At 51.0% G+C, this 13,022-nt stretch carries 17 protein-coding genes; all 17 read right to left on the minus strand.

What is annotated here, in order from left to right:
• Positions 1-15: 15 nt before the first annotated feature.
• Positions 16-510 (minus strand): hypothetical protein, encoded by a 495-nt coding sequence (locus ACQG11_RS24715; protein WP_015063025.1) that lies wholly within the window; start codon positions 508-510, stop codon positions 16-18.
• 181 nt (positions 511-691) lie between these two features.
• Positions 692-3,073: a phosphoadenosine phosphosulfate reductase family protein gene (locus tag ACQG11_RS24720; protein WP_044713534.1), complete on the minus strand. Its 2,382-nt coding sequence runs from the start codon at positions 3,071-3,073 to the stop codon at positions 692-694.
• A gap of 177 nt (positions 3,074-3,250) precedes the next feature.
• The gene (locus ACQG11_RS24725) at positions 3,251-3,697 is read right to left on the minus strand and encodes a hypothetical protein (RefSeq protein WP_015063027.1); all 447 of its coding nucleotides are present in this window, start codon (positions 3,695-3,697) and stop codon (positions 3,251-3,253) included.
• Positions 3,698-3,743: 46 nt separating this feature from the next.
• On the minus strand, positions 3,744-4,550 hold the full coding sequence (locus tag ACQG11_RS24730) for a hypothetical protein (protein WP_015063028.1): 807 nt from the start codon (positions 4,548-4,550) through the stop codon (positions 3,744-3,746).
• Positions 4,551-4,779: 229 nt separating this feature from the next.
• Positions 4,780-5,043 (minus strand): hypothetical protein, encoded by a 264-nt coding sequence (locus ACQG11_RS24735; RefSeq protein WP_032610382.1) that lies wholly within the window; start codon positions 5,041-5,043, stop codon positions 4,780-4,782.
• Between the two features lie 56 nt (positions 5,044-5,099).
• Entirely contained in the window at positions 5,100-5,432 is a 333-nt protein-coding gene (locus tag ACQG11_RS24740) for a hypothetical protein (RefSeq protein WP_022652118.1), read from the minus strand.
• Positions 5,433-5,766: 334 nt separating this feature from the next.
• Positions 5,767-5,997 carry a hypothetical protein gene (locus tag ACQG11_RS24745; RefSeq protein ID WP_022652119.1) on the minus strand — a complete coding sequence of 77 codons (231 nt, stop codon included), beginning with the start codon at positions 5,995-5,997 and terminating at the stop codon, positions 5,767-5,769.
• A 37-nt stretch (positions 5,998-6,034) separates the two neighbouring features.
• The gene (locus ACQG11_RS24750) at positions 6,035-6,493 is read right to left on the minus strand and encodes an RES family NAD+ phosphorylase (RefSeq protein ID WP_022652120.1); all 459 of its coding nucleotides are present in this window, start codon (positions 6,491-6,493) and stop codon (positions 6,035-6,037) included.
• Entirely contained in the window at positions 6,490-6,930 is a 441-nt protein-coding gene (parS, locus tag ACQG11_RS24755) for a type II RES/Xre toxin-antitoxin system antitoxin (RefSeq protein WP_032610495.1), read from the minus strand. Before parS ends, ACQG11_RS24750 begins: the two co-directional genes overlap by 4 nt.
• Before the next feature lie 82 nt (positions 6,931-7,012).
• Positions 7,013-7,321 (minus strand): hypothetical protein, encoded by a 309-nt coding sequence (locus tag ACQG11_RS24760; protein WP_022652122.1) that lies wholly within the window; start codon positions 7,319-7,321, stop codon positions 7,013-7,015.
• Between the two features lie 175 nt (positions 7,322-7,496).
• Positions 7,497-8,765: a DNA methyltransferase gene (locus tag ACQG11_RS24765; RefSeq protein WP_022652123.1), complete on the minus strand. Its 1,269-nt coding sequence runs from the start codon at positions 8,763-8,765 to the stop codon at positions 7,497-7,499.
• On the minus strand, positions 8,752-9,363 hold the full coding sequence (locus ACQG11_RS24770; RefSeq protein ID WP_022652124.1) for a hypothetical protein: 612 nt from the start codon (positions 9,361-9,363) through the stop codon (positions 8,752-8,754). Before ACQG11_RS24770 ends, ACQG11_RS24765 begins: the two co-directional genes overlap by 14 nt.
• A gap of 61 nt (positions 9,364-9,424) precedes the next feature.
• On the minus strand, positions 9,425-10,060 hold the full coding sequence (locus ACQG11_RS24775) for a hypothetical protein (protein ID WP_022652125.1): 636 nt from the start codon (positions 10,058-10,060) through the stop codon (positions 9,425-9,427).
• A 115-nt stretch (positions 10,061-10,175) separates the two neighbouring features.
• A complete protein-coding gene (locus ACQG11_RS24780; RefSeq protein WP_022652126.1) occupies positions 10,176-10,433 on the minus strand; it encodes a hypothetical protein in 258 nt (85 codons plus the stop codon).
• A gap of 63 nt (positions 10,434-10,496) precedes the next feature.
• Positions 10,497-10,931: a hypothetical protein gene (locus ACQG11_RS24785; protein WP_015063073.1), complete on the minus strand. Its 435-nt coding sequence runs from the start codon at positions 10,929-10,931 to the stop codon at positions 10,497-10,499.
• A 135-nt stretch (positions 10,932-11,066) separates the two neighbouring features.
• The gene (locus ACQG11_RS24790) at positions 11,067-11,444 is read right to left on the minus strand and encodes a hypothetical protein (RefSeq protein WP_015063074.1); all 378 of its coding nucleotides are present in this window, start codon (positions 11,442-11,444) and stop codon (positions 11,067-11,069) included.
• 390 nt (positions 11,445-11,834) lie between these two features.
• Positions 11,835-12,782 carry a flavin reductase gene (locus tag ACQG11_RS24795; RefSeq protein ID WP_224085232.1) on the minus strand — a complete coding sequence of 316 codons (948 nt, stop codon included), beginning with the start codon at positions 12,780-12,782 and terminating at the stop codon, positions 11,835-11,837.
• Positions 12,783-13,022 lie beyond the last annotated feature (240 nt).

Consider the following 13,022-nt stretch of genomic DNA (forward strand, 5'->3'; position numbering starts at 1 on the left):
TTCGATTAAAATTATCTATTCTTTTTTATTACTTACTGAAATCTGTTGAACAGGTTCTGACTGATCATTTTCTCCGACCGGTGTTTTGTCGACAAATGACCATTCTTGTTTGGGTTCTTTATATAAAGCACTAGCCTCAGTATTCATCCATGATTCAAAAGCAACATAAGTCATGCCTTCCTCACTAACGCGGGCCTTAAAAACCTCCCAAGCTTGCAGATCAAGCGGCTGGTACTCTTTCAGCGACTGGTCAAGCCATCCCTTCCAGATTTCCTTACGATGTTTAAAATGAGGTATAGCCAGGTATGCATAACTACCCGCAACACAAATTAAATACAGGAAGCCGCTCCATAGAGAGGAATTGAAAAAAATCTGACTAGGGAAAATACATGCCACTATGGCAATAATTAATAGCAGGTGTTCCTTACCAGTGGGCTTATTAAATTCCCAGTTGATTGAAATGCCCCTTATCTTCCTTAAGTTCCTTTTTTTATCCTCTTTATCGGTCATATATCAGTCCCTAATAGTTTTAAAATGGATGTTGTTAGTCTGATGAAAAAAGTTACTTTTCAAACCCGCACCGTAACGGACTTCACCCCTGCGAGCATTACACCACACACATTTCATCTATTTTTCCGTTAACGGGGCTATTTTCACGCTTTTTTAGGTCTGTCTGATTGTGCTAATTGCCTCACGCCAGCAGGCGGACCAGACGATTCAGCAGAGGCCTTAACAGTGCCGCAGTACTCTCCCGGCAATCATCCACATGCCGGAATCCCGTCTTTTTCGAAGACTGGGGACCGGACAGCATCCTCAGCGCCCAAATAACCTCCCGTAAGGTTTCGTCGTACTCCTGGGAAATACACCTGGCTAACGTCGTCAGAAAGCGTTTTCTGACAGCCCGGTAATACAACCGTTCCTCCGGTTGCATTGATTGAGGCTTAATCCGCAGGTTACAGAGAGTCAGTACAGCGTCGAGCAGACCGGCTTTCAGTTCGTCACCCGTCCGGGCCAGATGTTGCTGGCGTTCGTTCTCCAGTTGCGTCGTGATCCATGCCCCAAGAGGCGTTCGGTTGTGGGTGTGCAGCGCCACACAGGCCGCAACACAGCACCAGAAGCGCAGTTTCTGCCGCTGCCCCCGCAGTTTACGGGCAACGAGCAGGCGGTAATCGCAGTCGGTCAGGATCTTGAAACGGTGGCTGACGAGCAGGGACGGCAGCGGCGTCTGGTCGTTAATGCCAAGACGTGAAAAGGCCTGCCCGCGTTGAGCGAGGCGGTGGTACACCGCACCTTTCCCCCGGGAAATTCGGACGGCGCCGTATCTAAGCAGGTACTGTGCCGCCGCCACGGGGGTAAACTCACCGTCAGACACACGCTGGCGTAATCCGTCATATTCATGCCAGATAATCCAGGACGCAGTGTCTTCATCGACCGTCAGCTCATCCTCTTCTTCGAATGCAACGATGTTCAGGCTTTCCCCGCTGCTCAGCAGGCTGCGGGAAGCACGGTCATCCTCCCGACCGTCAAAATAGGCCATTTCGGCAGACGGATCAGACAGCCCGTCAAATGACGTCCCGATACGGCCTTCCGGCAACTTCATCCAGCGTGGTGCTGGCATCGGCGTGCGGGGTACGGGTTGCATAGCTGGCTCATCGTCGAGCAGATCCAGTGCCCCCCCTTCCCACACCTGGCGGTAAAGTTCGATGGCGCGAAATGGTCGCGGGTTAAAGCAATGCAGTGACCAGAGAAAGTCGATATGCAGCACGTTGGCTTCCTGCACCAGTCGAAACTGCGGCTCCGCCATGCGGCGGTTATGCGCCGTATCTTCGACCTCGCCAGAAAGTAACTTTTCCCGCACCGCTGCGGCCCGCTGGGCCTCCACGTAATCGAGGCTGCAACAGATATGGAACAGTCGTTCGGTCAGGGACGACGAGAAAACATTGGGCTGAAGACGCACATACCCGCCCTCAAACACTTTGCGGCCGATATAATCCCGAAGGCTCCAGTCGTACTGGATTTTGGTCAGGAAACGCTGAAGGCGGTTTAGACCAGCCTGGTAGCCGTACTTCTCAGGATCAGTGCGGAGTAAGGTTTCCATCGAGTGGTCAATGCCGACGGCGCAGCATAGCGAGCATCCATAGCGAGCGCCGCAGGCAGAAGACCGGGCCGTGTATTTCTCCGGCGTCCAGATACATTCCCCGGTCGCGTCTTTGTAAAGCGTGGCGAGGCTGAAGTTGTCCGGCAAAAAGCTTGGCAGCGGAAATCGCGCCAGCGAACCACAGGCCATCAGAAATGACCAGATATCCTGTGTCCGCCACTCTTTCACCGGGTACAGTTCGCCGCCGAGCTCCGTGAGCGAGACGCTGTCCGACTGCCCGCCCATTCTGAGGATGTTGCCTGCCCGACGGGCGCTCTCATCATCGCGGGAACCCAGCATCAGGCACACTTTGTTGCGGACGGAAGCTGGTGCATTTTTTAAATAACGGGCTTTGGCCTGGCGCAGTGGAGAGCGTTTGAGATCTGTAGAGCATTGACGCGTATTGGAATTTGTCCAGGTCGGAAGTCCGCGCCCGGTCAGAATGCGTCCGACCCAGCTCTGGGTCATGGACGGGTGGGCCACCAGGACGGTCACGGGCAGTTGCTGTTCGGCAATAAAGGCTCGGAGCTGGCTGAGAACCTGCGTGGACTGATGATGCATCTCAGGGTTTTCAATCAGGGTGTTGGAGATCTGAATGAAGTGGTGCTGGCTGACGTTCGACCCGTTCCGTACGGCACGGATCAGGGCCATGAGGAACAGGTGCAGTAGCGAGTGGGAGTCTTTCCCGCCGCTGTAGCCGACGCACATGGTCCAGCCTTCGGTAATCGCATGATAAATGGCACTGGTTGCCGTCGTCACGCGCGATGCGAGACTGACCGGCTCACCGGCATCGGTATAATTCAGATCCGCATCGGTCTTCAGTGTTTGCCAGACATCGCCCCATTTATCCTGCGTCAGAATGGCAGCGTTAGCCGCCTCAGAAAATTGAATTTCTGAGGGTAATTCAAGGAATGTTTCTTTTATTTCGATATACATATTATTTCCTGAATTTTGGCTTTCGCTGCATTATCGCGTTATTTATTAAACCCATCTAATATCTTCAGTGCAATATGTGAAGATAAATTTAGTTAAATTGGAATTATGCCAATTTAACTAAATAGCACTGAATAAATAGAATTACGCGGCAATAAATATATTATCTTTACCACGCTCTCACGAATACTGCTGGGTAATTAAAACCGTCGTATTTGATTCCAGCTCTGCCAACGGAATTCTGGGGGTATTGAGCATCATGTCATCACCGCAATGGCGGGGTACAGCCGTCAGTTGAAATGATTCTTTCATGACCCGGATGGAAGTTGTTTCCGTGCGAGAGGACGGCATGACGTCCCGGAGCATGGTTTCCTGCCCGTTACTGTCACTTTCAATAAATGCAGCCTTCGCCATGAGTTCCTCAATGTCCTCTTCCGATGTTTCGGACCAGAGGCAGTCATAGAAGAAAAACTCTGCAACGTACAAATCATTCTCTTTCACGTATGCCGCCAGTTCACGGATACGCTGAGCCAGCGATGTATCAATGGAAAAGAAGACGCTTTGCGGGACTTCACTCGCAAATTCATTGATGCAGCTAGCGGACGCAATCAAAAGTTTATTGAACATTTCAGCTCTCCATGCCACCGGCTGTCCCGGTGGCAATCTAGGGTTATCAGGCAGTCACGGGGCACAATACGTCCAGCGAAGGCAGCAATTTGCTCAGGCTGTCGTACACGACGGGCGTCAGTTCGGTGACGCTGTGAAGCGCCATGCTGGTGTTGTCTTCTTCGCTGAGAATGATGACTCCATCCTCATCAGGATCGTCAGAAGTACTCTCGTCCGAGGCCAGGCGGTGGCGTGCAACGTCATAAGGCGATTCAGACGCTTTGCAGCTCATCAGATAGCATTCTGTGTATGTGTTTTCGTGGTTATACTGGTTCACTTTCACCAACGCATACTGAACACCGGCATCATGGGCTTCGTTCATCAGGCGGGAAAAATTAAAGCCTTCCTCATAGTGGTGTGTATCTTTAGTCACCACGATTGTCGCACCGCCGAACTCGTTTTCGCGTGGTCGGTCGCAGACGAAAGCGGCATTGATTGTGACCATTTCAGGCAGGTTAAACACCGACAACACGGCAGTTGTTACCGCGATTGCGTGGTCGAGGTTAATGCTTTCATCATGGCTGATTGCCAGACCGCTACCGGTGATTTCCGCTTTGAGTTCCAGCTCGTAATTGTCTTCTGGTGACTCCGGCTGACCAAAAGTCGGCTCAAACGGATCGCACTCCGGGTGGTTCTGAATAATACCCAGGACCAGCAGTTCAGTGAGGGAACACTCTGAAGCAGGTTTAGACAGCAGGTGATCACCTTCCGACACATCCGTGTCCGTAACATACGCAATCGCGTCCAGAGCCATCTGAGCCTGTTCCTGTGAACAGAGAATTGTGAAGGATGCCTGAGTGTAATTATTTGCCATTGCATAACTCCTTATTTAATTAAGTGTGATTGCTGTCTGTGAATAGATAATATCAAAACAGATACCCGCACCTAATAACCCGAAATGAAATATTTTCGAAGTTTTTATAGAGAAGACAGGCGCCATATTTATTAATCCAGCCATTATTTAGAGGGCGGCATTAAGTAATTATGCGGAAAAAATAAAAAACCGCCACAAGGGCGGCATTTATTAAATGGGAAAGATTCAGTTATAAGGTATGTGTCAGGGCGGAAACAATGATCCGGTCTGGTAACAGTGATTGAAGGGACGCCGACGAAATGACAAGTGCCTTTTCAATGTGTGCCTCTCTGTCGGCGATATGTCGCCGGAATGCCGCTTCTGCTTCACCGGAGGAGTCGGCTTCAACCAGCATCACTTCTTCCTCATCATCAAACATCATGCGGCCTGAGATAATATACAGTCGGCTTAAGTCCGGGAGATTTACAGCGTTGCCCTGTTTGTTAATCATCATTTTTCTCCGTCTGCAATTTTTAAATTTGTCAGTTCTGCTACGGGTAAAATACACCATCAGCCCTGTAAACCCGGACAGGTATCAACGTAGCTCATCGGTTTGCCAATCGCGGCGCTTAGGCGAAGGATTTCGCCGATGGAGACGTACCGCAGCATTTCAGAACGCCCGTGTTTCTGGTATTCATCCACCGACATGGTGCGCCAGTCCTTGTGCGGTGTGTTTTTGCACAACTGCCAGTTGTCGACAGTGGTCGGGCGACGCAGGACATACACACCCAGCGAAGGCGTGAGGCCTAAGCCAAATGACTGCTGCACCACAATACGCACTTCAGAGCCGTCGGGGCGTTTCAGTGTCTGAGTAATTTTAGTGATGAGCTGTTCGGATTCCATACTATTAACCTCGACCGTCAGTTGGGTTGCTGTAGGGATATTTTAGCAAAGTCGGTTCACTGGCTAATAAGTACAAAGCGAAATTTTTAAAAATAGAGGAATAAAACAGGAAGAGAACAAATCTGGAAACAGCAAAATCACATTATCCGATTGCAATTCATTTCACATTTGACATATTCGGAATTAAGTACGCAACGAACCTGCATCGTCTGGTATAAAAGTATATTTCAAATATTCAGGTTATTATCTGAAGTAAAATACTCTCTGCCCCGGTTGCAATACCAGACGGAACACAAGACGTTATGAAGAGCCTGTCCCGGTTCAAAAGCTGCGGCTAATTTTTTCTGACCCACTTAACGAGAATGCCAGCCAGAGTCACAGTCAGCATCAATGCCCATACTGAAGAAATAAAGTTAAGCAATGGAATACGCTCAGAATAATCACAGGTACTGGATGGGTCACTGGCAAATTTACAGATAAATTCGGGATCAAGCCCCCAGTAAACGAAAGAAAATAACACAACGAGCGATACACTGATTTTAAAGATTTTTTCGCTTGTCATCATTTATCATCTCAATCCAGGAGGTTATATAAACCTGAAACTATTTCAGCCGTGTGTCGTACTGGTAAGGAATTTTCTGGACGGTTTTCATCAGATCAAAAATCGCCGGATGAGCCGGATTTAAAAGGTAGTTAAACTCCACCGGAGATAATGCACTGGGAATACGCAGGGCAACAGAAGAGCCACTTTCAGCCCAGTTATCGCCATACAGGGCAAGTTCTGCGGGCGCATCTTCACTTGCCCAGCCCGGCGGCAGCAGGTTCAAGTCAAAGGCCTGGATCTGGTCATCCGGGACATCAATGCTCAGCAGCGTGTAAGCGTCCAGAAGCTGCGGGGCATTGATATGCACCAGCGTCTCCAGCATGGTCAGAGAGGCCGTCTCGGACAGATAGACAAGTGCTGTGCCGACACTGTTCCAGCGGCCTCCCGCTTCTTTCGCACCTAATCCCGACCATGCAGTCGTAATATAGCGGGTCTTGGTCATCCGATACAGGATCACGAATAGACTCCGTGTTCAATACGGGTGATCAGGCGCATCACTTCGAGTGCGCCGGTTTCCGAAGAGACAACATCTGCCGGAGTCTTCCAGCTCAAGCCACGGTTTGGCTCGTTCATCCATTTCTGTGCTGCCTCTTTGTCGCCTTCGAACAGCTCTACAGCCCGTTCAATGACGCGAATAATACGCACCAGACGTTCGCTCTGATCCGCAGTGAAACGGGCTTTTACGCTGCGATTGAAGGTGGTGTTCGGAATGCCGGACATTTTGCGCAGTTCCGACGGCGTGATGTTCGCCCATTCAGAAATGGAATGAGCGACTTTACCTTCCAGTCCGTGGCTAATTTTGTCCATCAGCGCAATGCCGTCATTATCCAGACCCACCACCTGCCATAAGCCGTGCGGGTTCATTTTGGATAAATCTGGAGAAAAAACTTTCATAGTCATAACCGACCCTCCCATTTGGTATGTCAATTATACCATATGGGTGACTACTGGCAATATTTTCACCTTTCTCATAACGTCAGTTCGTCACCCGGCTGACTCTGGCATGGGCATTGCCCTGAATGTTCCAGTACAGCCCAGCCGGAAGCTCTGCGGCCCAGGTTGCCCCCCGTTCCGACATTTGTTCGGGCGTTTCCAGCCATCCACGCGGAATAGTACCGGTGGTGTCACCGATAACCCGCGAGACGCAGGCGGCAACGCGGACGCCGCCGGGGACATCACAGCCGGATTCAACGATGTGCATCACTTCCATTAATGCGCCGTACGCTTCAACACGGTCGCCCTTTTGCAGTTCAATGGGGGAAACCTGTTCAGTCAAATTCTTCATGCTCACACTCCCTTCAGTGATTAAAATTGTCGCCGTCGTTTTTAAGGCATCCGGGAGAAGAATCCTGGTGGCCATTACGCCGGTATGTTGCTGAATCATTTTCTGTCAGCGCCGTCGCCGCAGGACATCCCCGCTGGCGTCACTTCCGGCTGCTGGCCAGGCTAAACCGCCCAGCTCATCCCCCTTCCCGCAGTTCATCACGGTAAAGGGCAACCAGGTCATCGAGTATCGGGCTGCTCTGGTATCCCGGCATTTCTGTAAACAGGCTGCGCGAGATCCCGAGCCATTCCATTATTTTGTCCGTTGCATACCAACGTCTGCCGAGCCGCTCAGCGGCAACCGGTACTTTGTGCAGACCGGCAAATGGCTCAACTACCAGATCACCAGGCCTGGTGAGGAACTCGATCAGGAATGCGGCGAGTCGAGTGGGTGACGTTGCACCGTGCAGCGGAAACCCCAGTTCGCGGGCGATGCGATGGCAGAGCCGCGTATCCGGGCAGGCATTGCCAAACATAAGCGTATTTTTGGAGATAGTCCCTTCTGTCTTATTGCCGAAGGCGCCATTTTTAAGCTGGTAAGCGCCATCCCCGTAAAATGTAGTGCGGTTTTCGCCGCCGGACGCCTGCAATTTCTGATGCTGCTCTGAATGAGGCTGGAGAACGCGCATGTTGTTCGAACGAACCTTTTGCGCGTCATTAGTAAACCACAGCACCGGCTCGTAAGACGAACAGAGCTGAACACGCTGTTTACACGCCCAGTGAGTCGGCGACGGGGGTTTCGCTCGGTTCACCCAGTTCAGTCTGTCCATCAGCTCAAGACCCAGCTTATCGCACAGCGCCAGTGTCAGTCTTTCCAGATACAGAGAGCGCGATGGCCTGCCTGGATTAAAGCTGTCCTGCGTCACATTGAGCGCCACGCTGCCCCCCGGCACGAGCTGCTTCACGATAGGCTCAAGAATCCGCAGCAGCCAGTCAATATACGCCTGCTCACCGCGTCCGCCGCCGTGCCCGTAATTTCGGGCATTACGCAGCAGGAACGGGGGCGACGTAAGGCAGAGATGGATTTGCTCATTGATGTTGCTGAAGAACGCGTACGCATTCCCGAAGACCGATGCCCCGAGCGAAGTTGAGAAGCCAACGACGCACAGTTTGTCCCAGGACTCATGCAGCTTCTTGTCATTTTTGAAGGCATAGCGCCAGACGCCCCGCTTTTCCGGGACACGCTCGATCACCCCGGCCTGCCGCAGCGTCTGCTGATACCAGCGAACCTGATGCTTGACGCCGCTGGTTCGCATTTTGTCCGAGCCGAACGCCTTCATTTTCTGTAGTTCTGCATCCGACATCCCCGTTTCGCGTTGTACCTCGCGATACAGCTCTTCGTTCGTTAACGGGGTGTCTGACGCGGCATAGATCCGCGCAATCAAATCGCTGTTAAGGTTGCTCATCAGCCATCCTTGAAAAACGGACCAGGGCGGCTTCACACTGCTCTTTACCCCACGAGTCCTGCCAGTCGCACAGGTGGAGATATTTGCGTTCGAGTGCTTCCATTTCATCGAGATTTGAACTCGATAATCCCGCCCAGACGTCGTGCCAGCACACATCGTAAGTAACGCCTGCCGGTGGGCAGTATTCCAGAGCATCCGCATGGATGATTTCAACACGGGGATCGTGGGCAAAGGCCTCGGCAACTAGGTTAATCACATCCTGCGACTTCTCAATGACAGTCACGTTGTTAACTTCCGGCTTCTGAAGAATGGCGTGCAGCACCATCCCCAGCCCCAGTCCGTTGATCAGGACGTGCCCTGTCGCTCGCTTTATGAACTCCTGACAGAGTTGGATTTCGTATGGCAAATTGGTCATCACCACATTTCTGCCATTTGAAAGGCGGCGATAGTTACCGGGCTGTAAAACCGCGTCGATATCCTCCGTAGCGGCACGGAGGAAAAGGCTAACCGCCTTATCTTTGGAGATTTCGAAGCTGTCCAGTGTCCAGGCACCGGATGTTCCATCTTTAACAGGTAAATTAGAAAAGCAACTCTTCATCAGTCATCCTTAAAATGGATTCAGTTCAACGTAAGTGGGCGCAGGAAGACGGTGAAGCAGGTCACTTCCCTTTCTGCATCAGGGACTCCAGTGACGATTCCAGCGCCGCGAAACGAATCAGGGCAGCTTCACACTGCTCTTTACCCCACGAGTCCTGCCAGTCGCACAGGTGGAGATATTTGCGTTCGAGCGCTTCCATTTCATCAAGATTTGATCTCGAAAAATCTGGCCAGATATCATGCCAGCACACATTGAAGGTAACGCCTGCCGGTGGGCAGTATTTCAGAGCATCCGCAAGGATAATTTCAACGCGGGGATCGTGAGCAAATGCTTTGGAAACCAGGTTCATCACATCCTGAGACTTCTCAATGACGGTCACGTGGGTCACGTCAGGCTTCTGAAGAATGGCGTGCAGCACCATTCCCAGCCCCAGTCCGTTAATCAGGATGCGTCCAGTTGCTCGCTCAATGAAAGCTTCACAGGTACGGATCTCCATCGGCGTATTGGACATCACCACTTCGTTATCACAGGACAAACGCCGGTAGACGCCTGCCGGGATATATTCATCCTGATCCTTTGTATATTCGGCGCGAAGCTTCAGGGTCTGCGCTTTTTCTGGCGTAATCACAAAGGAGTCCAGCGTCCAGTTACCGGATTTCCCGTTTTTCACCGGCAGCTCAGCAAATTTACTTTTCATACTGATAACCTTAATTTCGAATCATTCTGTTGCCGGGAAATTACCACATAACCCTCGGGCTGGGCAGGCAAGATCGCGTTACAACGGACGGCGGCTGACGCAACCGTCCACGGGTTCACAGGTAACGAAGTAGGATCTCCGCATCCTCCGGTGGCAGCTGTTGGCAGCTCTTCACTTGATAGAAGAATTCCCCGCCAAGATCATACACTCCGCCGTCTTCAAAACTCAGTGCTTCGACCTCGTCGCGACACTCATTCAGTAATGCCGTCTGGCTGGCGTTTGCCTCAGTATCGCTGGCGACAAGCTTCACGCTGGAATGCTCATACTCGCCATTCCGGCATACAATTTTGACAATGAAGTTTTTTTCAGGCATCTGCGCCTCCCGGCTGGTTAGGGGTTTATTCAGCGTTGCCCCGGCGTCCGGGGCAAGACTCAATCAACCCTTGATGAAACTCTGGCCGAAAGAAGGATTGGCTTTAAACTGGTGCTCCTTTATGATTTTTTTCATCATCTGAGAGCATTTCTTGATCGATTTGGTGCTGGCATCCGTGACTTCAGCCATCTTGCGGATAAAGCGATTCACCTGATACTGCGCCTCAGCATCTTGGCTGAGGGCTTCACTGTGGATGCGGTCTTCATGCTGCGCAATCAACAGCACATAGCAGCGGAGACCTGTGGCGGTGCTCACGCGCTGGCTGATCGTGATTTCCGCCGAGCGGGTAGACTGGACGACAGAGAGAGAGACTCTCGATAATTCGCCGTCCCGGAAAATAGCCGGAGTAAGACCATTAATATCCTCGCGGGAATAATTCAGAGAGTCCAGAATGGAAAATAAATCACAGGTGGTAAAATCGAATTCCTGAATGCTCATATCGCCTCCGACGCTTCATTATTTGTTGGCATTGCCTGTAGATATATAATACCAGGTTGGGTTCAAAACCTAATAACCCGGAAGAGAATATTTTGAAGAAAATCTCAGGCATCCATGCCGTGAATTAAGCTGGCACTATTCTGAAATAATATCACCAAGGCTGGTGGTAAATTCTCTTTTGACGGATTCAGTAAACGGCACTCGCTCAATATATTTATAATTCGTGGCATAGGTGTTGGTGTCTAAAGTCCGGGAGATCTCATCATCAATCGGGTCTTCAAACATATCAATGCGCACATCGATATGCTGCGTGCCTTCTGCGGTAGGATGTGACAGGCTGCACGACACTTCGATATAGCGATCTTTCTGCTCCGCGACAAACGTCCAGAAACCTGCATTAAAGTCGGTTGATGCACCGTGACGTTTAAATACAACATCAGATACGGAATAACCGACAGCATTAAGAAGGGAAATGAAATTAAGCTGACTGGAAATGATATCTAATTTATTCATGATGTCTCCTGTTGGTATGTGGCAATTATACCAGGACGCGCTCGACGGCTAATAACCTGCGGCAAAATTTTTCCGAATAGTTGATGATGTGATTGATAGCTTTAAAAATTAGGAGGATTGTTTATAAGAAGGAATATAACCAGAGGATTTGAAATTTAATACACCATGCCGACTGACCACGTCTAATTTTTCAAAAGTTACTTTTCCCGGCTGCCCTGATCCCACGTCGCTAAGACCCGGTATACTCAGGCATTCTGCCCGGAAGGCAATTGGCTTCGGTGATCGGGTATTAAAATAGGGCCAGTCTGTTTTTCTGCGAGTTTCGCGCTCTGTTGATGGCGTGAAATCACCTTTTCCGGATGCCCTCCCTGGCTGTCCGGTGCGCTGGCGCTACGCCCAGCGGTATGGGGTAAAATAGGTCTCGTTAACTTCAAGAAATTCGGTCAGGGAATTCATCGCTCTCGTGTCGTATGCAGTCACAATAAAACGGTAACCGTCCACCGTTTCGATGTAACTGATCCCCCGTGGCGTGCTGCTGGCATTCACCACTTCCGCCGTCATCATAAACTGGCCTTGCGGGAATTCCTGTGACAGGTAGATAAATCCGGTGGTTGCTGATGACGGGGTGGCATTCATCAGCACACCGTTAAATTGCTGGCCGTGTCGCGCCGGGATCAATGTGCTGTCCGCCGTCGCCTGATTCAGCAGCTGCCGGATCAGGGTTTCCTCTTTATATGAGCTGTAAGCGCGGACATCGTCTTCAGCCCCGGAGCGTGAGCAAACACCTACATGTGCAAGCCGCCGGTATTCGTTACGCATGTAGGCATGACAGGATGCACCCGCTCGCCCCTGAAGGGTGACACCAAAATCTTCACACAGCATCAGAACCTGGCGCAGATTGTTGTCATATACCGTCGCAGTAAGGGCCAGGTTATAACTGACGAATGTCAGCTCAAAAACCCGTGTATGCATGTCACTAACGTGTGCCTCCATCCGGATCAGCGGCTTTTCAGTCAGCGGATATGGAGTGCCGTTCACGCAGTACGGGGTAACGCCGCTAAAACACTCGCCGATCACGCTTGCAATGACTACGTCGGCGTCAATGACAGCCGGTGCCGGGACATAGATCTGAAACTGTCCTTCCGTGCCAGATTGGGTAAGGACGGGGAACAAACGCGGGGAATTAAGCTGCTCAAGGTCAGCATTGATCAGTTCTGTCCAGCTGGGTTTCCCGGTGGGTGCATCGAGGCGCAGGCCCAGGTTATCGCAGAAGTCGACGATCTGCCGGGAGTGTTCCACCATCACTGCCCCGGAGAGAGTCAGACCGTGCGTCGTCATCTTCAGCTCACTCGTCCGTGTCTGGGTATTCTGGGACCAGGGCTGTAAAGAAAGTGTCGTCCGGCTTAGTGAAGGTATAATTGTTTCATTCAGTGGGTCGATCAGTTGGCAATGCGCATTCAGCCGGGGGACAAGGGCATCAAATATGAAGCTTGCCTGTTGTTTAGTGCTGGTCTGAATATAAAACATCGCATCCGTGCCTGCATCCCTGGATAAAATACCGAAAAGTTTCATTTTTTA

Source organism: Enterobacter cloacae complex sp. 372C4 (assembly GCF_050030615.1).
GTDB classification, from domain to species: domain Bacteria; phylum Pseudomonadota; class Gammaproteobacteria; order Enterobacterales; family Enterobacteriaceae; genus Enterobacter; species Enterobacter intestinihominis.

What these genes read in the sequence shown, in the direction of transcription:
- ACQG11_RS24760 (WP_022652122.1), bottom strand. Translation starts at nt 7,321, where the DNA reads ATGAAGAATTTGACTGAACAGGTTTCCCCCATTGAACTGCAAAAGGGC.
- ACQG11_RS24720 (WP_044713534.1), bottom strand. Translation starts at nt 3,073, where the DNA reads ATGTATATCGAAATAAAAGAAACATTCCTTGAATTACCCTCAGAAATT.
- ACQG11_RS24785 (WP_015063073.1), bottom strand. Translation starts at nt 10,931, where the DNA reads ATGAGCATTCAGGAATTCGATTTTACCACCTGTGATTTATTTTCCATT.
- ACQG11_RS24795 (WP_224085232.1), bottom strand. Translation starts at nt 12,782, where the DNA reads ATGACGACGCACGGTCTGACTCTCTCCGGGGCAGTGATGGTGGAACAC.
- ACQG11_RS24780 (WP_022652126.1), bottom strand. Translation starts at nt 10,433, where the DNA reads ATGCCTGAAAAAAACTTCATTGTCAAAATTGTATGCCGGAATGGCGAG.
- ACQG11_RS24735 (WP_032610382.1), bottom strand. Translation starts at nt 5,043, where the DNA reads ATGATGATTAACAAACAGGGCAACGCTGTAAATCTCCCGGACTTAAGC.
- ACQG11_RS24770 (WP_022652124.1), bottom strand. Translation starts at nt 9,363, where the DNA reads ATGAAGAGTTGCTTTTCTAATTTACCTGTTAAAGATGGAACATCCGGT.
- parS (WP_032610495.1), bottom strand. Translation starts at nt 6,930, where the DNA reads ATGAAAGTTTTTTCTCCAGATTTATCCAAAATGAACCCGCACGGCTTA.
- ACQG11_RS24740 (WP_022652118.1), bottom strand. Translation starts at nt 5,432, where the DNA reads ATGGAATCCGAACAGCTCATCACTAAAATTACTCAGACACTGAAACGC.
- ACQG11_RS24745 (WP_022652119.1), bottom strand. Translation starts at nt 5,997, where the DNA reads ATGATGACAAGCGAAAAAATCTTTAAAATCAGTGTATCGCTCGTTGTG.
- ACQG11_RS24765 (WP_022652123.1), bottom strand. Translation starts at nt 8,765, where the DNA reads ATGAGCAACCTTAACAGCGATTTGATTGCGCGGATCTATGCCGCGTCA.
- ACQG11_RS24715 (WP_015063025.1), bottom strand. Translation starts at nt 510, where the DNA reads ATGACCGATAAAGAGGATAAAAAAAGGAACTTAAGGAAGATAAGGGGC.
- ACQG11_RS24775 (WP_022652125.1), bottom strand. Translation starts at nt 10,060, where the DNA reads ATGAAAAGTAAATTTGCTGAGCTGCCGGTGAAAAACGGGAAATCCGGT.
- ACQG11_RS24790 (WP_015063074.1), bottom strand. Translation starts at nt 11,444, where the DNA reads ATGAATAAATTAGATATCATTTCCAGTCAGCTTAATTTCATTTCCCTT.
- ACQG11_RS24730 (WP_015063028.1), bottom strand. Translation starts at nt 4,550, where the DNA reads ATGGCAAATAATTACACTCAGGCATCCTTCACAATTCTCTGTTCACAG.
- ACQG11_RS24725 (WP_015063027.1), bottom strand. Translation starts at nt 3,697, where the DNA reads ATGTTCAATAAACTTTTGATTGCGTCCGCTAGCTGCATCAATGAATTT.